18 protein-coding genes, 1 tRNA gene and 1 pseudogene are annotated in these 17297 nt (G+C 73.7%); 7 read left to right on the top strand and 13 right to left on the bottom strand.

The genetic code is table 11. From position 1 onward, the window contains the following. Positions 1-48: 48 nt before the first annotated feature. A pseudogene (locus IMZ35_RS12850) lies at positions 49-894 on the top strand (ATP-binding cassette domain-containing protein); the annotation flags it as partial. Further along, complete coding sequence (locus IMZ35_RS12845; RefSeq protein WP_199441255.1) at positions 884-1606, top strand: ABC transporter permease; 723 nt, start codon at positions 884-886, stop codon at positions 1604-1606. The pseudogene IMZ35_RS12850 and the gene IMZ35_RS12845, both read left to right, overlap by 11 nt. A 106-nt stretch (positions 1607-1712) precedes the next feature. Here the strand turns inward: IMZ35_RS12845 and rsmI are convergent, their stop codons facing one another. Continuing rightward, positions 1713-2561, bottom strand: coding sequence for a 16S rRNA (cytidine(1402)-2'-O)-methyltransferase (gene rsmI, locus IMZ35_RS12840; protein WP_199441254.1), 849 nt, complete (start codon positions 2559-2561; stop codon positions 1713-1715). 23 nt (positions 2562-2584) lie between these two features. On the opposite strand from rsmI, the gene IMZ35_RS12835 reads away from it, so the two are divergent. Continuing rightward, positions 2585-4156 carry a dolichyl-phosphate-mannose--protein mannosyltransferase gene (locus tag IMZ35_RS12835; RefSeq protein ID WP_199441253.1) on the top strand — a complete coding sequence of 524 codons (1572 nt, stop codon included), beginning with the start codon at positions 2585-2587 and terminating at the stop codon, positions 4154-4156. 25 nt (positions 4157-4181) lie between these two features. On the opposite strand, the gene IMZ35_RS12830 is transcribed toward IMZ35_RS12835, so the two are convergent. The 7 genes from IMZ35_RS12830 to IMZ35_RS12800 all read right to left on the bottom strand — a co-directional run bounded on the left by IMZ35_RS12830 (position 4182) and on the right by IMZ35_RS12800 (position 10696). Then, positions 4182-6101, bottom strand: coding sequence for a serine/threonine-protein kinase (locus IMZ35_RS12830; RefSeq protein ID WP_307868016.1), 1920 nt, complete (start codon positions 6099-6101; stop codon positions 4182-4184). Between the two features lie 167 nt (positions 6102-6268). Continuing rightward, positions 6269-6406 carry a hypothetical protein gene (locus tag IMZ35_RS12825; protein ID WP_199441252.1) on the bottom strand — a complete coding sequence of 46 codons (138 nt, stop codon included), beginning with the start codon at positions 6404-6406 and terminating at the stop codon, positions 6269-6271. A gap of 425 nt (positions 6407-6831) precedes the next feature. Beyond that, positions 6832-6904, bottom strand: a tRNA-Ala gene (locus IMZ35_RS12820). 57 nt (positions 6905-6961) lie between these two features. Continuing rightward, on the bottom strand, positions 6962-7684 hold the full coding sequence (gene sepX, locus IMZ35_RS12815; RefSeq protein ID WP_199441251.1) for a divisome protein SepX/GlpR: 723 nt from the start codon (positions 7682-7684) through the stop codon (positions 6962-6964). Positions 7685-7844: 160 nt separating this feature from the next. Further along, positions 7845-8504: a GNAT family N-acetyltransferase gene (locus IMZ35_RS12810; RefSeq protein ID WP_199441250.1), complete on the bottom strand. Its 660-nt coding sequence runs from the start codon at positions 8502-8504 to the stop codon at positions 7845-7847. A 46-nt stretch (positions 8505-8550) separates the two neighbouring features. Next, on the bottom strand, positions 8551-9777 hold the full coding sequence (gene glp / locus IMZ35_RS12805) for a molybdotransferase-like divisome protein Glp (protein ID WP_199441249.1): 1227 nt from the start codon (positions 9775-9777) through the stop codon (positions 8551-8553). A 13-nt stretch (positions 9778-9790) separates the two neighbouring features. Continuing rightward, a complete protein-coding gene (locus IMZ35_RS12800; RefSeq protein ID WP_199441248.1) occupies positions 9791-10696 on the bottom strand; it encodes a UTP--glucose-1-phosphate uridylyltransferase in 906 nt (301 codons plus the stop codon). A 37-nt stretch (positions 10697-10733) separates the two neighbouring features. Between IMZ35_RS12800 and IMZ35_RS12795 the strand changes: the two genes are divergently transcribed. The 4 genes from IMZ35_RS12795 (at position 10734) to mscL (ending at position 12868) form a co-directional block, all read left to right on the top strand. Beyond that, complete coding sequence (locus tag IMZ35_RS12795) at positions 10734-11321, top strand: 5-formyltetrahydrofolate cyclo-ligase (protein ID WP_199441247.1); 588 nt, start codon at positions 10734-10736, stop codon at positions 11319-11321. Between the two features lie 98 nt (positions 11322-11419). Then, positions 11420-11755, top strand: a complete 336-nt coding sequence (locus IMZ35_RS12790; protein WP_199441246.1) for an FmdB family zinc ribbon protein — start codon at positions 11420-11422, stop codon at positions 11753-11755. Positions 11756-11839: 84 nt separating this feature from the next. Then, positions 11840-12421: an SAF domain-containing protein gene (locus IMZ35_RS30620; RefSeq protein ID WP_199441245.1), complete on the top strand. Its 582-nt coding sequence runs from the start codon at positions 11840-11842 to the stop codon at positions 12419-12421. 30 nt (positions 12422-12451) lie between these two features. After that, complete coding sequence (gene mscL, locus IMZ35_RS12780; protein ID WP_199441244.1) at positions 12452-12868, top strand: large-conductance mechanosensitive channel protein MscL; 417 nt, start codon at positions 12452-12454, stop codon at positions 12866-12868. On the opposite strand, the gene IMZ35_RS12775 is transcribed toward mscL, so the two are convergent. The 5 genes from IMZ35_RS12775 to IMZ35_RS12755 all read right to left on the bottom strand — a co-directional run bounded on the left by IMZ35_RS12775 (position 12865) and on the right by IMZ35_RS12755 (position 17297). Beyond that, a complete protein-coding gene (locus IMZ35_RS12775) occupies positions 12865-13086 on the bottom strand; it encodes a hypothetical protein (protein WP_199441586.1) in 222 nt (73 codons plus the stop codon). The genes mscL and IMZ35_RS12775 overlap by 4 nt on opposite strands. Next, a complete protein-coding gene (locus tag IMZ35_RS12770) occupies positions 13086-13586 on the bottom strand; it encodes a MogA/MoaB family molybdenum cofactor biosynthesis protein (RefSeq protein WP_199441243.1) in 501 nt (166 codons plus the stop codon). Before IMZ35_RS12770 ends, IMZ35_RS12775 begins: the two co-directional genes overlap by 1 nt. Positions 13587-13805: 219 nt before the next feature. Then, complete coding sequence (locus IMZ35_RS12765) at positions 13806-15308, bottom strand: trypsin-like peptidase domain-containing protein (RefSeq protein ID WP_199441242.1); 1503 nt, start codon at positions 15306-15308, stop codon at positions 13806-13808. An 85-nt stretch (positions 15309-15393) separates the two neighbouring features. Then, positions 15394-16503, bottom strand: a complete 1110-nt coding sequence (gene galT / locus IMZ35_RS12760; protein ID WP_199441241.1) for a galactose-1-phosphate uridylyltransferase — start codon at positions 16501-16503, stop codon at positions 15394-15396. Then, the gene (locus tag IMZ35_RS12755; protein WP_199441240.1) at positions 16500-17297 is read right to left on the bottom strand and encodes a DeoR/GlpR family DNA-binding transcription regulator; all 798 of its coding nucleotides are present in this window, start codon (positions 17295-17297) and stop codon (positions 16500-16502) included. The genes galT and IMZ35_RS12755 overlap by 4 nt, the downstream gene beginning before the upstream one ends.

The raw sequence follows: 17297 nt of genomic DNA, 5'->3' as shown, positions 1-17297 counted from the left end.
GCCGGTAGTCAAATTTGACGACCGCGGGGAATCCGATGATAGAGGCACTTCCTGGGGCCGAACGGCGCGGGCAAGAGCACGACGCTGCGGCTGTTCACGACGCTGCTGCGGCCCACGGCGGGGCACGCCGTCGTGGCCGGGTGCGACCTGGTCGGCGATCCGGCCGGGGTGCGGGCGCGCATCGGCCACGTCGCCCAGCACAGCGGCGCGGGCGACGAGCAGCGCGTCGGGGAGGAGCTGGTGCTCCAGGGCAGGCTGCACCGGCTGAGCACGGCGGAGGCCCGCCGCAGGGCCGCCGCGCTGCTGGAGCGGCTGGACCTCGTGGGCACCGAGCGCCGCGCCGTGGCCACGCTGTCCGGCGGACAGCGGCGCAGGCTCGACATCGCGATGGGCGTGCTGCACCGGCCGCGCCTGGTGTTCCTGGACGAGCCGTCCAGCGGGCTCGACCCGCAGAGCAGGCGCAACCTGTGGGACCACGTGCGGACGCTGCGCGAGGAGGGCACGACCGTCTTCCTCACCACGCACCACCTGGACGAGGCCGACGCCCTGTGCGACCGGGTGCTGGTGATCGACCACGGCCGGATCGTCGCGGAGGGTGCGCCGGAGGAGCTGAAGCGCGCGGTGTCCGGCGACCTCGTCACGCTCGGCGCGGCGCGTCCCGAACTGCTGCTGCCGGTCGTGCGGCGGTTGCCGGGAGCGCGGGAGGCCGTGGTGTCGGACTCCCGGCTGAGCTTCCGGGTGCCCGGCGGGGACGCGCTGCTGCCCGACCTGCTGCGCCACGTCGACGGCGCGGGCGTGACCCTGGACTCGGTGCGGGTGCAGCGGCCGACGCTCGACGACGTGTTCCTGACCCTGACCGGCCGCTCCCTGCGGGAGGACGACCGTGCTGCGTGAGACCTGGCTGGTGTTCGTGCGCGCGTGGCTGCCGGTCCTGCGCACGCCGTGGGCCGTCGCGTTCGGCGCGGTGCAGCCCCTGCTGCACCTGGCGCTGTTCGGGCCGCTGCTGCCGTCGCTGGGGCAGGGCTCGTGGCAGTGGTTCGTGCCCGGCCTGCTGGTGATGACGGCCCTGACCGGCACCGCCTACGCGGGCTTCGCGCTGATCCCGGAGATCCGCTCGGGCGTCCTGGAGCGGATGCGCGTGTCGCCGGTGAGCCGCACCGCGCTGCTCCTGGGCCGGGTGCTCAAGGACGTCGTCCTGCTGCTGACGCAGGCCGCGCTCGTCGCGGTGGTCGCGCTGGCCCTCGGGTTCCGCACGTCGGTCACCGGGCTGCTGCTCGGGCTCGGCCTGGTGGCCCTCGTGGGAATCGGTGTCGGGTCGGCCAGCCACGCCCTCGCGCTGCGGTTGCGGCACGAGTACCTGTTCGCGCCCCTGCTGTCGGCCGTGGTGATGCCGCTCGTGCTGCTGTCGGGCGTGCTGCTGCCGATGACGCTCGCCCCGGCGTGGCTGGCGACCGTCGCGGCGGTCAACCCGCTGAGCCACGTGGTGACCGCGGAGCGGGCCGTCTTCGCCGGTGGGACCGGGTGGCCGGGTGCGCTGGTCGCCCTGGCGCTGGCCGCGGCGTGCACCGCGTGGGGGGTGCGGACCTTCCAGCGCGAGAACGGCTGAGCGACCTCCGGGCCCGGCGGTGTCGACGCCGCCGGGCCAGGGGGGGCCGCGCGGCGGGTCACCGCGCTCGTGGAGGGGCCGACACCGCTGTTCGGCGGCTGACGGCTCAGGACGACGCGATGGCCGCGTCGTAGAGGACCTTCTTGCTCACCCCGGCCGCCTCGGCGACCTCGGCCGCGGCCGTCTTCAGCCGCTCGCCGTCGGCCACGCGCTGCTTGACCTCGGCCACCAGGGTCTCCAGGTCGGCCCCCGCCGCGGGCGGCTCCGCGCCGGACAGCACGACCGTGATCTCCCCGCGCACGCCCTCGGCCGCCCACTCGGCCAGCTCGCCGAGGCCGCCGCGGCGCACCTCCTCGTAGGTCTTCGTCAGCTCGCGGCACACCGCGGCGCGCCGGGCCGCGCCCAGCACGTCGGCCGCGTCGGCGAGCGTCGCGGCCAGGCGGTGCGGCGACTCGAAGAACACCGCCGTGCGCTGCTCGGCGGCCAGCCCGGCGAAGAACCGCCTGCGCTCCCCCTGCTTGCGGGGCGGGAAGCCCTCGAAGCAGAACCGGTCGCACGGCAGGCCGGACAGCGCGAGCGCCGTCGTGACCGCCGACGGGCCGGGCAGACAGGTCACCGGCAGGTCCTCGGCCACGCAGGCCGCGACGAGCCGGAAGCCGGGGTCGGACACGCTGGGCATCCCCGCGTCCGTCACGAGCAGCACCGTGGAGCCGCCGTGCAGCGCCTCCAGCAGCATCGGCAACCGCGACGTCTCGTTCTGGTCGAAGAAGCTGACGACCCTCCCGGCCGGGGACACGCCGAGCGCGGCGGCCAGCGACCGCGTGCGCCGGGTGTCCTCCGCGGCGATCACGTCGGCCGTGGCCAGTGCCTCGACCAGGCGGGGAGAGGCGTCGCGGACGTCGCCCAGAGGCGTGGCCGCCAGCACCAGGCGCGGCGATCCAGATACGGGACTCACACCGTGCACCCTACGATCGGCGCGTGAGCGTCCTCGTACCGCAGTCAACGGACGGCGTCGTCGACGTCGGCGAAGTGCCGCCGACCGCGGAGCCGGCGGGCTCCGACCGGGAGGGACGGGCACGCCTGCTCGCGTCGCCGATGCCTCACGACCGGGTGCGCGGCTGGGTCGTCGCGCTGTCGGTGGCACTGCTCGGCGGGATCGTGCGCTTCTGGAACCTGGGCTTCCCCACCGACAAGGGAACCCCGATCTTCGACGAGAAGCACTACGTGCCGCAGGCGGCGCAGGTGCTGCGCAACGGCTGGTACGAGGACAACCCCGGCTACGAGCTGGTGGTGCACCCGCCGCTGGCCAAGCAGCTCATCGCCGTCGGCGAGTGGATCTTCGGCTACGACGGGTGGGGCTGGCGCTTCGCCTCCGCCGTCGCCGGGACGCTGTGCGTCCTGCTGGTCGTGCGCATCGCGCGCCGCCTCACCCGCTCCGACCTGCTGGGCGCGGTCGCCGGTGTGCTGCTGATCGCCGACGGCGTGAGCCACGTCCAGTCGCGGATGGGGATGCTCGACATCTTCATGGCGCTGTTCGTGGTGTCCGCGTTCGGCTGCCTGGTCGTGGACCGCGACCAGGTGCGGGAACGGCTCGCGGTGGCCGTGCGGGAGGGCTGGGCCGACCACTCCCCCTTCGGTCCCCAGCTGGGTTTCCGCTGGTGGCGGTTCGGCGCCGGTGTGTCCCTGGGCCTCGCGGGCGGCGTGAAGTGGTCGGCGCTGTGGTACGTCGCGGCGTTCGGCCTGCTGTGCGTGCTCTGGGACGTGGCCGCGCGCCGCAACGCGGGTGTGCGGCGGCCGTGGGTCGGCACGATCGTGCGGGACGTGCTGCCCGCGCTGTGGGCGCTCGTCGCCGTGGCGGTCCTCGTCTACGTGGGCACCTGGTGGGCGTGGATGAGCAGCGAGACGGGCATCGACCGGCACGTCGTGGGCGTGAAGATCGGCGACGACTCGTGGGTGCCCGACGTGCTGCGCTCGCTCTGGTACTACAGCGGCAACGTGCTGGAGTTCCACGAGAACCTGGTGACCTCGGAGACGAACCGGCACCCGTGGGAGTCGAAGCCGTGGACGTGGCCGATGGGGCTGCGCCCGATGCTCTACTACTTCGAGGGCGGGGAGACGGGCTGCGGCGAGGCGACCTGCGTGGGCGCGATCATGCTGATCGGCACGCCCGCGATGTGGTGGCTCGCGTTCCCGCTGCTGGCCTGGGCGCTGTGGCGTGCCATCGCCCGCCCGGACTGGCGCTACGTCGCCGTGCTCGTCGGCTACGCCGCCGGTCTGCTGCCGTGGTTCACGATGATCGACCGGCAGATGTACTTCTTCTACGTGACGCCGATGGCGCCGTTCCTCGTGCTGGGACTGACGCTCGTGCTCGGCGAGATCCTCGGCAGGGCGGACGCGGGCCGCGAGCGTCGCGGCACGGGCCTGCTGGCGGTGGCGCTGTACGTGGGCCTGGTGGTCGCGAACTTCGTCTGGCTGTGGCCGATCCTCAACGGGGTTCCGATCACCAACGCGATCTGGCAGGCCCAGCTCTGGCTCCCGTCCTGGCGGTGATCCCACCGCCCCACCCGCCCGCTGATCAGTGGGCGGGGCGGGTGGGCGGGTCCGGCACCGGCAGGATCGAGGTCACCGGGCCCTCCTTGCTCAGCCCCTGACGGGCGAGCCAGGAGCTCAGCTCGGTGCGCACCGCGCTCAGCGGCGGACGGCGTGCCGGGTCGGCGTCCAGCGCCGCGACCAGCAGGCGGTGGTGCGCGGTGTTCTGCGGCAGCTTCACGTTCGGCTCGCCCCTGGCGGCGGCCATGAGAGCCGAGATCGCGTTCTCCCGCTCACCGCGCGGCGGCTGCCCGGACAGGGCGTAGCTGACGGTGGCGGCGAGCTGCCAGGCGTCCGACGACGGGGTGGCCTCCTCGCCGCGAGCGGTCTCCGGGGCGAGGAAGTCGGGCGTGCCGACCATCATCCCGGCCGCCGTCAGCGTCTGGTCCCCGCGCGAGCGGGCGATGCCGAAGTCGATGAGGTGGGCGGTGCCGTTGCCGTCGACGATCACGTTGGACGGCTTCACGTCCCGGTGCAGCACGCCCTTCTCGTGGGCGGCCACCAGCGCGTCGGCCATGTTGACCCACAGCCGGGCGGCGAACTGGTCAGCGAGCAGGCCGCTCTGCGCCACCACCTCGGACAGCGGCTTGCCGTCGATGAACTCCATGACGATCGCGAGACCGTTCACGTCCTGCACGATGTCGTAGACGCGCACGCAGTTGGGGTGGTGCACGGCGGCCAGCGCCCTCGCCTCCCGCTGCATCCGCTGCTCGGTGTCGGCGTCCGGGGCGTGCGCGAGCTTCACCGCGACGGTCCGGTCGAGCTGGGTGTCCACGGCCAGCCACACGCTGCCGAAGCCGCCGCTGCCGATCTGCCGCACCCGGCGGAACCGGCCGCTGGCCGGGTTCCACACCGCGCCGGAGTCGCCGACCGGCGCGACGGGCGGCACCGGCGTGGAGCCGCCGAGGCCGAACGGCAGCGGGCCCGGCGTGTCCGCGAGCTTGGACAGCGGCGGCTGCGCGGGCGACGGCGGTTCGACCCGCGTCGGCGTCGGCTCCTTCGCGCGCGCACCGGCGACCCGCGTGGGCGGGTAGTGGTGCGACTGCGCGCCCTGCTGCGGCACCGGCGTCTGCGCGGAGGGCTGGTAGGGCGGAGGAACCGCGGTCACGGGCCGGTGGGACGGCGGAGCGGGCTGGTACGGCGGCGGCTTCGCGGCGTTCTGGAGCGGCCGGGCCCCGGACTGCTGCGGTGTGCGCGGCAGCGGGGGCTGCTCGTCCTTCTTCGTGCTGCGGTCGCGGCCGGGGCGGTTCAGCACGGCCGTGGACAGGCCGAAGAGGCGCACGAGCAGCGAGCCGAGCAGCGCGATCGGGAAGAACCCGAGCAGCAGGTGCCCGACGAGCGTCACCGGCAGCGTGCAGGAGACGAGCAGCAGCACCAGGAACGGCGGCCAGAAGAAGCGCCGCGGCCAGCTCGGGCCGAGCCGGAACGCCGAACCGGCCTGCATCATCACGAACAGCAGGCACAGCACGGCGAGCGCGCCGGTGATCGCGGTCGCGACGGCGAACAGCGACTGGGCGCTGCCGGGGTCGGAGACGACCTCCGCGGCGGACGGCGCGTTCAGGAGGTAGTCGCGCTGGCTCATGTCGATGCCGCAGAACGACTCGTCGATCGAGTTCGTCCAGCTGCTGATGTTGCCGAGGTCCAGCGCGGCCCTCGCTCCGGAGAACAGCACCCAGGGCAGGATCAGCGTTCCCGTCACACCCAGCACGGCGAAGACGGTGCCGCTGGCCGGTCCGTAGGAGTTGCCGACGACGCGCCGCACCACGATCGACAGCAGCGCCGCGACGGTCGGCAGCGTCCCGACCGCGGCTCCGAACGCGGTGGTCGTCCAGGCCCAGTCACCGGGGCACAGCGGCACCGCGGCGACACCGAACAACCACGCCAGCAGGTCTGCCGCCAGCCCCACGCCTCCCACCACCCTCCCTCGTCACCCGACAGCCTATGGGCACCGGGCGGTGCGGGTGGGCGAACCCCCGATCGGCCGACGGCCCTCCGACACCGCCCTCACGCCCGTGTGGAGGGACAACGGGCCGTTGCCGGCAGCACCGGTCCACGCCCGCCCGCCGATCTCCTTCACCCGGAAGGGGACACGAGGTGCCTCTGCTCCGTCTTGGCGACCTCCCGCAGCGCCTCGGCGTCGGGCAGCGGGTGCTCGCGGTACCGGCTGCGGTGGGGCCCGCGCCGGCGCGGGGTCGTGATCTGGTCCCGCACGGTCCACGACCGGACCCCGGCGCGCTCCCACCTCGACGACGGCCCCCGACCGCGGTGGTCGCAGCACCGCACCTGTCAGGGCACAGGTGCGTCGGCACGGGACGGACGAGCGTCCCGGCGGGCGACGTTCGGCAACGGCGAAAGAACGCTCCGCACAAATGCCGACGACACCCGATCGCGCACGGGCGAGGCTTTCGTTCACCACGCCGGCTCGACCGGCAGCACACGACACGGGTCGACCGCGGAACGGAGAAGGCGGAAGTCCGGGGAGAACGAAATCCGGAGGGTGAGCAGAACCACAAAGGCCCTCACCGCACGGGGCCGGGGAGGCGAAGCCGCCGAGGTGGGGTGAGGGAGCTGCACCCCCGCACATGCGAAGAGCGAGGTGGTCGACGCTTTTCGTCGACCACCTCGCTCTTCGCGCGTGGAGCTGCGGGGAATCGAACCCCGGACCTTCTCGATGCGAACGAGACGCGCTACCAACTGCGCTACAGCCCCTCGTTGTCGTGCAGGAGAACTGTATCAGCCCCGGAGGGGTGGTTTTACCACCCCCCTCTACTCGCCCACCGCCCTGCGGCGCGGCAGGGTCTCCGGGCCGTCCAGCTCGACGAACACGGGGTCCTCGTCGTCCAGGTCGACCACGACGTGGCCGGGACGGACGTGGTGCTGGAAGCGCGGCCGGACCTCCGGTGCGGAATCGTCGCGCTCGTACCGCTCCTGCGCGCGCGGGCGCTCGGGACGGGCCTCGGCGTGCTCGCGGGGCGCGCGGGGACGGCGTCCGGCGGCCTGGCGGCGCGCGTGGACGAGCCGCGCCTGCCTGCGCGCGCGGATCTCCTCCTCCATGCGCACCTGGCGGCGCAGGTACCCGAGGTACCCGACGAGGACGAGGTCGACGGCGCCGTGCGCCCACCACACGAGCGGCTCGACGAGCCCGGCCGCGACGCCGCTCGCGACGGCGGCGACGAGCAGGAGCGCGACCACCCGGCGGCGGAAGGCGTACTTCACCTGGGCGACGACGGCCGCGCCCTCCGGGTCGTAGCCGCCGCGGCCGGGGCGGTAGGAGCGCGGCGCGCGGTCGTCGAGGTCGGTGTCGTCGTACTCCGGCTCGAAGTCGTCGAACTCCGCCTCGAACTCGTCCAGATCCGCGTCGGCGTCAGACATGGCGAACCCCTCCTCCATGCTGCCGCGCGTGTTCTCCTGGCGTTTGCGAACCACCATCGGGACGAGGACGACGAGCCAGGCGACGACCAGCCCGACGATGATCAGCGAGCTCGGCATCCCCCACCTCCCCCTGGCGGCCCAGTGGCACGTGTACTGCACCTGCCACGCTAGTCACAACAGTCACACCAGTGTCGGAGGCACGCCGCGCGGCACACGTACCGAGATGTGGCGCATCACCCACTTTCGGATCAACCGTTGCTCCGTCCGGGTGTCGGCTTCAGGGTGTTCGGGCCTGTCCCCGTGCGACCAGACGGCTCACCAGCCCGTCCGGGACCTCCTCGCTGGTGATCGCCAGGCACAGGTGGTCCCGCCAGTCCCCCGCCACGTCGAGGTAGCGCTGGAACAGCCCCTCCTCGCGAAAACCGGACTTGGTGAGCACCCGCAGGCTCGGCGCGTTCTCCGGTCGCACGGTCGCCTCCAGGCGGTGCAGCCCGGCCACCCGGAAGCAGTGGTCGACGACCATCGCGACGGCCGCCGTGGCGACTCCGCCGCTCGCGCGGTCGGCGGCCACCCAGTAGCCGACCCACGCCGAGCGCAGCGAGCCGCGCACGACGTTGCCGACGGTGATCTGCCCGGCGAACTCGCCGTCGACGGTGATGACGAACGGCAGCGCGTGCCCCCGCCGGCCGAGCGCGCGCAGCGACGACCACTGGCCCGGCCACGCCAGCGCGGCGTTGCGCTCGGCCCAGCCCTCGGTGGCCGTGGGCTCCCAGTTCTCCAGGTAGCGGCGGTCCCGCAGGCGGATGTGGCTCCACCTGCTGCCGTCGAAGAGCCGGGGCGGGCGCAGTTCGACCAGCCCGGCGCGCACCCGCAGCGGTCCCAGCCGCGCTGGCCAACCGGGGTGACGGCTGGTGTCACCGGTGAGACCGGCGTTCATGCCGCTGCTTCTCCTCCTGCTGCCGGGGGTTCTCCGGGGACGGGGCTCAGCTCTCCTGGCGCAGGAAGCTGACCAGCACCTCGGCGCCCGCCGAGACGTCGGTGACGTCCTCGTCGAGCATGATCAGGCAGTTCGCCTCGGCCAGCGACGCCAGCAGGTGCGAGCCGGACGTGCCCAGCGGCTGCACCAGGTACTCGCCGGTCTCCTGGTCCCGCAGGAGCTGCCCGCGCAGGAACCCGCGCCGCCCCGGTGTGGAGGCCACCGGCGACAGCAGCCGCGCGGTGACGGCCCTGCGGTAGGGGTTGCGCTTGCCGAGCGCCGCCCTGATCAACGGCCGGACGAGCACCTCGAAGACGACGAGGGCGCTCATCGGGTTGGCCGGGAGCAGGAACGTCGGCACGGCGTCCGGGCCGAGGCGGCCGAAGCCCTGCGCCGAGCCGGGTTGCATGGCCACCCTGGTGATGTCCAGGTCGCCCAGCTCGGTGAGGGCGGCGCGCACCTCGTCGCCGATCGCGCCGCCCACGCCACCGGCGATCACGACGATCTCCGACAGCAGGAGCCTGCCCTCGACGACCTCGCGCAGCCTGCGCGGGTCGGAGGGCTGGATGCCGACCCTGCTGACCTCGGCCCCGGCGTCGCGGGCGGCGGCGGCGAGGGCGTAGGAGTTGACGTCGTAGACCTGGCCCTGGCCCGGTGTGCGGTCGACGTCCACCAGCTCCTCGCCGAGGGACACCACGGAGACGCGCGGCTTCGGGTGCACCAGCACCTTGCTGCGGCCGACGGCGGCCAGCAGCCCCACCTGGGCGGCGCCGATGGTCGTGCCGCGGCGCACCGCGACGTCACCGGGCTGCACGTCCTCGCCGGTGCGGCGGACGAACGCGGCCGAGGGGACGGCGCGGTGCACGGTCACCTTGGCGTGGTGCCCGTCGGTGTACCCGACCGGCACCACGGCGTCGGCCAGCGTCGGCAGCGGCGCACCGGTGGCGATCCGCACGGCCTGACCCGGTTGCAGGCGGCGGGGCTGGCGGGAGCCGGCGGCCGTCTCCCCCACCACGGGCAGCGGGACCGGCTGTTCACCGCCCGCGCCCTGCACGTCCACGCTGCGCACCGCGTACCCGTCGACCGCGGCCTGGTCGAACCCGGGCAGGGCTCGCTCGGCCACGACCTCCTCGGCGCAGAGCAGGCCCTGCGACTCGGAGATCGCCACTCGCACCGGGGCGGGCCGCACCGCTGCGGCGACCACCCTCGCGAGCTGCTCGTCCACTGTCCTCATCGTGAAACCTCGTTCAGGAGTTGTCGAGGCGACCCCGCAGCCACTCCCGCAACCCGGGCCCGTAGTCGGGGCGCTCCAGTGCGAAGTCAACCGCAGCTCGGAGGAATCCACCCGGATTGCCCAGGTCGTGTCGCCCACCCCGGTGCACGACGACGTGGACCGGGTGACCCTCGTCGATCAGCAGGGCGATGGCGTCGGTGAGCTGGAGCTCGCCGCCCGCGCCGGGCTCGATGCGCTTGAGGGCGTCGAAGATCGCCCGGTCGAGGAGGTAGCGACCCGCGGCGGCGAACGTCGACGGCGCGTCCTCGGCGGAGGGCTTCTCCACCATGCCGACGACCCGCTTGACGTCGCCGTCCGGCACGGTCGAGCTGCTGGCGTCGCGCACGTCGAACACGCCGTAGGCGGAGATCTCCTCGCGCGGGACGTCGAACGCGCACAGCACCGTGCCGCCGTGCTCGCGGCGGACCTCGGCCATCCGGGCCAGCACGCCGGTCGGCAGCACGAGGTCGTCGGGCAGCAGGACGGCGACGGCCCCGTCCTCGTCGGTGAGGTTGCCCTCGGCGCAGCCCACGGCGTGCCCGAGGCCGAGCGCCTTGTCCTGGATCGCCGTCTCGACCTCCAGGAGGGCGGACGCGCGGCGGACCTTGTCCAGCAGCTCGGTCTTGCCCCGGCTCCTCAGCGTCTCCTCCAGCTCGGGCTGGGGGCGGAAGTACTGCGCGACGGCGTCCTTGCCCGGCGAGGTGACGATGACGAGCCGCGTCGCACCGGCCTCGGCGGCTTCTGCGGCCACGAGCTCGATGCCGGGTGTGTCGACGACCGGGAGCAGTTCCTTCGGCACCGCCTTGGTGGCGGGCAGGAAGCGGGTGCCCAGCCCGGCGGCGGGCACGATGGCGGTCAGGAAGGGGCTCTCGGAGCTCATGGCTCCGAGCGTAACGGCGTCCTTACTGTTGTCCGTCATGACGTCCGGTTCTCGTGACCACAAGGTCACGCTGCGCACACGACTGCTCGCCGCGCGCCGAGCGGTGCCCGACTCCGCACGACGGGAGGAGGCAGCCGCGCTGGTGGCGCACGTGCCGTCGCTGCTGACCGCGCTGGCCGTGCCGGTGGGGGCGGAGGTGTGCGCGTACCTGCCGATCGGGTCGGAGCCGGGGTCGGTGGCGCTGCTGGAGGCGCTGCGGGCGCACGGCCACCGGGTGCTGCTGCCGGTGGTCGTCGGGGCGGCGCCGCTCGACTGGGCCGTCCACACCGGACCGGAGGGGCTGCGGCCGGGCCCGCACGGGCTGCGCGAGCCGTCGGGTCCCCTGCTGGGTCCGGCGGCGGTGGGCGGCGCGGGACTGGTGCTGGTGCCGGCGCTGGCCGTGGACCGGCGCGGGGCGCGGCTCGGCAGGGGTGGCGGGCACTACGACCGGACGCTGCCCGCGGCCGTCGCGCCGCTGGTCGCGGTCGTGCGGGACGAGGAGTTCGTGGCCGAGCTGCCGCACGAGGAGCACGACGTGCGGATGACGGCCGTGCTGACCCCGGAGAGGGGGCTGACGCGCCTGTGACGTTGACCTGTGGTGTTTGCGTCGTGTACACCCACTGACGCATCATCGACTGGCACTCCGAACGCCAGAGTGCCAGGACTTCTGCTCGTGGAGGGCAAGTGCCGACCTACCAGTACGCCTGCACCGAGTGCGACCACCGCTTCGACGCGGTGCAGTCCTTCACCGATTCCGCGCTGACCGAGTGCCCGCAGTGCCACGGCAGGCTGCGCAAGCTGTTCGGGGCCGTCGGCGTGGTGTTCAAGGGCAGTGGCTTCTACCGGACCGACAGCCGTTCCGGCGGCAAGTCCAGCACGGTGCCCGCGGGCGCGGCGAGCGGCGACTCCTCGTCGAGCACGTCCTCGTCCACGTCCACGACGTCGCCGGGGACCTCGTCCTCGTCCTCGTCTTCGTCCACGACGTCGTCGTCCGGCTCCGGCACGGCCGCCGCTTCCTGAGCGGGTTGTCCACAGCCGCCGAGTTGTCCACAGCTCGGCGGCTCCTCCGCGCCCGCGGCCGATCGCGGCCCTAGCGTCGCGGACGTGGACACCCTCGACCCGACCCCGCTCGACCGCCTCCGCGCGCTGGCCCGCCGCCGTCCTCCCCACCTGGACCGCGCGCGCCGCGTGCTCGCCGCCGCGTGCGCCCTGCTCGCCGTGGCCACCGTTCTCCGGCCGCCCGCCGCCGGCACGCCGGTGCTCGCCGCCGCCCGCGACCTCCCGCCCGGTGTGCCGCTGACCGGAGCCGACCTGCGGGTGCTGCACGTGCCGGAGGAGCTGCGCCCGCACGGGTCGCTCACCGATCCCGCCGCCGTCGTGGGCCGCGCGCTGACCGGAGCGGCCCCGGCTGGCGAGCCGCTGAACGAGGCGCGGCTCACCGGCCCCGACCGCGACACCGCGTCGGTGGTGGTGCCGCTGCCGGACTCCGGCGTCGCGGACCTGCTGCGCACGGGCCGCCGGGTCGACCTCGTGGGCCCGGACTCGGCGCTGGCGGAGAACGCCGTGGTGCTCTCGGTGCGCGTGGTGCCCGGCGGTCACGTGCTCGTGGCGCTGGTGCGGCGGGACGAGGCGGTGCGCGTCGCCGCCGCGTCCCTGGGCGAGCACCTTGCCGTTACGCTCCGCTAGTTCTTCCCCTGCCTACGAGGAGCTAGAGCTGTGATCAAGGGCTTCAAGGACTTCCTGATGCGCGGGAACGTCGTCGACCTCGCCGTGGCCGTGGTCATCGGCGCGGCGTTCAGCGCGATCGTCACCGCGTTCACGTCGAACATCATCAACCCGCTGATCGCCCGGCTGGGCGGCAAGAACAGCGTCGAGGGCCTCGCCGTCCAGCTCGGCGAGAGCGACAAGACCGTCGTGGACTTCGGCGCGCTCATCACGTCGACGCTGAACTTCCTGATCGTCGCCGCGGTCGTCTACTTCGTGTTCGTGCTGCCCATGAACAAGATCAAGGAGCGTCGGGAGAAGGGCAGGGAGCCCGGCCCCTCCGAGCCGACCGACACCGAGCTGCTCAAGGAGATCCGCGACCTGCTCGCGGCCCAGCAGTCCCAGCAGACCGGGCCGCGCGGGCACTAACCACCGTGGTGCGGCGGCCGGTTCTCCCGGTACCACGACTCGCGGTCGTCGGCGGAGCCGCCGCGCTCGTCGGTCGTGGTGTCCGGGAGGACGTCGCCGAACACCTCGTCCAGGCGGCGGCGCCGAGCTGCCTCGGCGCCGCCGGAGCCGGACTCCGCGCCCGGACGGCGCTGCCGCGCAGGACGTTCCGCGCCAGCGCCTCCGTCCGGGTCGCTCATCACGCCTCGTCGAGCCCGGAGAGCTGCTCGATCACGTAGGGCACGAGCGACGAGAGCGTCGCCATGCCGTCGCGGACGGCCGCGCGGGACCCGGCGAGGTTCACCACGAGGGTGCTGCCGGAGACCCCGACGAGCCCCCGCGAGATGCCCGCGTCGACCGCGCCCGCGGCGAGACCGGAGCCCCGCAGGGCCTCGGCGATGCCGGGGATCGGGCGGTCGAGCACGCCCAGCGTCGCGTCCGGGGTGACGTCGCGGGGCGACACGCCCGTCCCGCCGACCGTGACCACCAGGTCGACACCACCGATCACGGCCGTGTTGAGCGCCGCGCGGATGTCCACGACCTCGCCCTCCACCGCGACGGTGCCGTCGACGATGAAACCTGCCTCTTCCAACAGCTCGGTGACCAGAGGGCCACTGCTGTCGTCGTGCCCACCGTGCGCCACCCGGTCGTCCACGATCACGACGAGGGCGCGTCCGAGGCGCTGCGCGCTGCGTTCCATGCGATCACCGTAGCCAATCCGAGATCTGACCGTTCCACGACCGGGCACCGGGACCGGAGCGCCACCGGGTGTTCACCCCCGCGCGGACCGGTCCCTCCCGCCCCGTGCGCCCCGAGCCGCGCCGCGACGGGAGGGGGCGGTCCGTCGTCGGCGCGGCTCGGGGCGTGGTTCCCCGGGAAACCCCTCCGGCTCGGGGCGCGAGCCGGGAGCGTCCGGGTGCTACTTCGGCTCGACGGTCTGGCCGCCGAGGGTCACCTCGACGGTGTTGCCGCCGACCGTGAGCTTCACCCGGTCGTTCGGGGACTTCGAGCGGACCGCGGCCACCAGCGCGTCGGACGTCTCGATCGCGCGGTCGTCGAGCTTGGTGATCACGTCACCGGTCTTGATCCCGGCCTGCTCCGCGGCACCGCCCGCGGTGACCTCGCGGACGAGCGCGCCGCCGTCCTCCCCGTCGGTGACGGACACGCCGAGCACGGTCTGGGTGGCCTTGCCGGTCTCGGCGATCTCCTTGGCCGTGCGGCGAGCCTGGTCGATCGGGATGGCGAAGCCGATGCCGACCGAGCCGCCCTGCGACGACTGCGTGGAGTTGGGGCTGTAGATCGCCGAGTTGATGCCGATGACCTGACCCTGCATGTTCACCAGCGGGCCGCCGGAGTTGCCGGGGTTGATGGCCGCGTCGGTCTGGATCGCGTTCAGCACAGACGCCTGCGAGCCCTCCTCGCCGCCCGCGCGGACCGGGCGGTCCAGGGAGCTGACGATGCCGGAGGTGACCGTGCCGGACAGCTCGAACGGCGAGCCGATCGCGACGACGCCCTGGCCGATCCTCAGGTCGCCGGAGGTGCCGAGGGCCGCGACGGGCAGGTCGGCCACGTTCTGCGCCTTCACCACGGCGAGGTCCGAGTCGGGGTCGCGGCCGAGGATGGTCGCGGGGACCGACTGGCCGGTCTGGAAGACGACCTCGACGGTGCCCCCGTCCGCCGCGGCCTCGATGACGTGGTTGTTGGTCAGGATGTCGCCGTCGCTGCTGATGACGATGCCGGAGCCCTCGCCGGCGACCTGCCGGTTGGACACCCGCAACTGCACGACCGTGGGCAGCACCTTCTGCGCGACCTGCTCGATCGAGCCCTCCGGGGCGTCGTTGGAGGTCCGGTTCGCGCCGGGCGTCTGGTCCAGGGCGTTGACCACGGTGCGGCCGTCCGCCGCGATCTCGTGACCCACGTAGCCGCCGACACCACCTGCCACGCCTCCGACCAGCAGCACGAGTGCGGCGACACCGGCGACGGCCCTGCCCCGCCCCCTGCTCGCCGTGCGCACCGGCTGCTGGCCGGGGGCGTGGTAGTACGGCTGGCCGGGCGCCCCCTGCACGGCGCCCGGCTGGCCGGAACCCGGCAGACCAGCACCCTGCTGCTGGTGGCCGGGCTGCTGGTGGCCGGGGTACTGGTGACCGGGCTGCTGGTGGCCGGGGTGCTGGTGACCGCCGGGGAAGAACTGCGTGCCGTGCGCCGGCGTGGCGTCGGCGGACGCCGGGGGCGTCGGCACGGAAGGCTCGGGGGTGCCGTGATCCTCGCCGCCGTGATCTTCGCCGCCGGGCCGCGACGACGGCCCGGCCCACGGGCTCGGCTGCTCGCCCGTCGCGGCGGCGGGGCGGGGGTCGAGAGGGGCGGATGACTCGTCTCGCCGCTCCGGCTGACCGCCCGCGGCGCCCTCGTTGTTCTCGGTCATGCCCATACTGTGCGTTGCCCGCCTGAGAAGAGGCTTAAACGCACCTGGGCGTCTGTTGTGAGTGGTGCGCGGGGACCCCGCGCGATCAGCCGCGCAAGCGCTCGGCGATCTGCTCCGGAGTCGCGTCGTTGATCCACACGCCCGCGCCGGACTCCGAACCGGCCAGGTACTTCAGCTTGTCCGCCGTGCGCAGCACCGAGAACACCTCCAGGTGCAGCCACGCCAGGTCGCGGCCGGTGCGGGCGGGGGCCTGGTGCCACCCGGCGATGTAGGGCAGCGGCCGGTCGTACAGGCCGTCCAGGCGGCGCAGCACCTCCAGGTAGAGGTGGGCGAAGTCGTCGCGCTCCGCGTCGGTCAGCGCGGGCAGGTCGGGGACCTGGCGGTGCGGCACGAGGTGCACCTGGACCGGCCAGCGGGCGGCGGCCGGGACGAACGCCGTCCAGTGCTCGCCCTCCGCGACGACCCTCGTCCCGGCGGCGCGCTCGGCCGCGAGGACGTCGCCCATCACCGGCCTGCCGGTGGCCTCCAGGTGGTCCTTCGCGACCTTCTGCATCAGCTCGGTCCGCGGCGTGACGAACGGGTAGCCGTAGATCTGGCCGTGCGGGTGGGACAGCGTGACGCCGATCTCCTCGCCGCGGTTCTCGAACGGGAAGACGTGCTCCACGCCCGGCACCGCGTTCAGCGCCTCGGTGCGGTCGGCCCACACGTCGACCACCGTGCGCACCCGCTGCGCGGACAGCTGGCCGAAGGAGCTGGAGTGGTCGGAGGTGAAGCACACGACCTCGCACCGCCCGCGGCCCGGCGCGAGCTCCACCATCGGCATTCCGTCCACTGTGGACGGCGTGTCTGGCACGTTCTCGGCCAGGGACGGGAACCGGTTCTCGAACACCACGACGTCGTAGCTCGACTCGGGGATCTCCGTCGGGCGGCCCGGCGTGGACGGGCACAGCGGGCACAGGTCCGCCGGCGGCTTGTACGTCCGCGTCTGCCGGTGCGAGGCGATGGCCACCCGCTCACCGGTCAGCGGGTCGCGCCGCACCTCGGAGCGCGGCTGCGACTCCGGCAGGTCGCGCGTGTCCTCCGCCGTGCGCGGTGGCGCGTCCGGCGTGTCGTCGAAGTAGATGATCTCCCGGCCGTCCGCGAGCGTCCGCGTCGTGCGCCGGTACGCGCGCGACTGCTCCGCAAGGTCCTTCACGCCCACTCCTCGCCCCTGCCCGCAACGTGTGCCAGCACCAGTTCTCCCACCTTGTCCTCCAGCACCGCCCTCGCGTCCTCCGCGAGGGCGTCGTCGCTCACCAGCACGTCCGCCTCGTCGAGGTTCGCGATCGTGGAGATGCCGACGGTTCCCCACTTCGTGTGGTCCGCGAGCACCACGACGCGTCCCGCCGCGTCGACCAGCGCCCGGTCCGTCTCGCTCTCGTCCAGGTTCGGCGTGGTGAACCCGGAGCGCTCGGCCATGCCGTGCACGCCGAGGAACACCAGGTCGAGGTGCAGCGAGCGCAGCGCCTGCACGGCGACGGGCCCCACGAGGGCGTCGGACGGGGTCCGCACGCCTCCGGTGAGCACGACGGTGCGGTCCGCGCGACCGCTCTGCTGGAGCACGTCGGCCACGCGGATGGAGTTCGTCACGACCGTGAGGTCCGGGATGTCGTCCAGGAACCGGGCGACGGTCCACGTCGTGGTGCCCGCGGAGAGGCCGATCGCGGTGCCGGGCCGGACGAGTCCGGCCGCGGTCGCGGCGATGACCTCCTTCTCCGGGAGCTGCCGCACCGACTTGGCCTCGAAGCCGGGCTCGTCGGTGCTGCGCCCCACGACGCTGGTCGCGCCGCCGTAGACCTTCTCCAGCAGACCGCGACCCGCCAGCACGTCCAGGTCGCGGCGCACGGTCATGTCCGAGACGCCGAGCCGGACCACCAGGTCGCTGACCCGGACCGCGCCGGTCCGGCGGACCTCGTCGAGGATCACCGCTTGCCGTTGCCGCGCCAGCAC

This window comes from Umezawaea beigongshangensis, from assembly GCF_016464305.1.
In the GTDB taxonomy this organism is placed as follows: Bacteria; Actinomycetota; Actinomycetes; order Mycobacteriales; family Pseudonocardiaceae; genus Umezawaea_A; species Umezawaea_A beigongshangensis.
Note: the sequence above shows the minus strand (reverse complement) of the source record. Positions and strands in the feature narration are given on the sequence as shown.

What these genes read in the sequence shown, in the direction of transcription:
- sepX (WP_199441251.1), bottom strand. Translation starts at nt 7,684, where the DNA reads ATGCCGAGCTCGCTGATCATCGTCGGGCTGGTCGTCGCCTGGCTCGTC.
- IMZ35_RS12810 (WP_199441250.1), bottom strand. Translation starts at nt 8,504, where the DNA reads ATGAACGCCGGTCTCACCGGTGACACCAGCCGTCACCCCGGTTGGCCA.
- glp (WP_199441249.1), bottom strand. Translation starts at nt 9,777, where the DNA reads ATGAGGACAGTGGACGAGCAGCTCGCGAGGGTGGTCGCCGCAGCGGTG.
- IMZ35_RS12800 (WP_199441248.1), bottom strand. Translation starts at nt 10,696, where the DNA reads ATGAGCTCCGAGAGCCCCTTCCTGACCGCCATCGTGCCCGCCGCCGGG.
- IMZ35_RS12795 (WP_199441247.1), top strand. Translation starts at nt 10,734, where the DNA reads ATGACGTCCGGTTCTCGTGACCACAAGGTCACGCTGCGCACACGACTG.
- IMZ35_RS12775 (WP_199441586.1), bottom strand. Translation starts at nt 13,086, where the DNA reads ATGAGCGACCCGGACGGAGGCGCTGGCGCGGAACGTCCTGCGCGGCAG.
- IMZ35_RS12770 (WP_199441243.1), bottom strand. Translation starts at nt 13,586, where the DNA reads ATGGAACGCAGCGCGCAGCGCCTCGGACGCGCCCTCGTCGTGATCGTG.
- IMZ35_RS12765 (WP_199441242.1), bottom strand. Translation starts at nt 15,308, where the DNA reads ATGACCGAGAACAACGAGGGCGCCGCGGGCGGTCAGCCGGAGCGGCGA.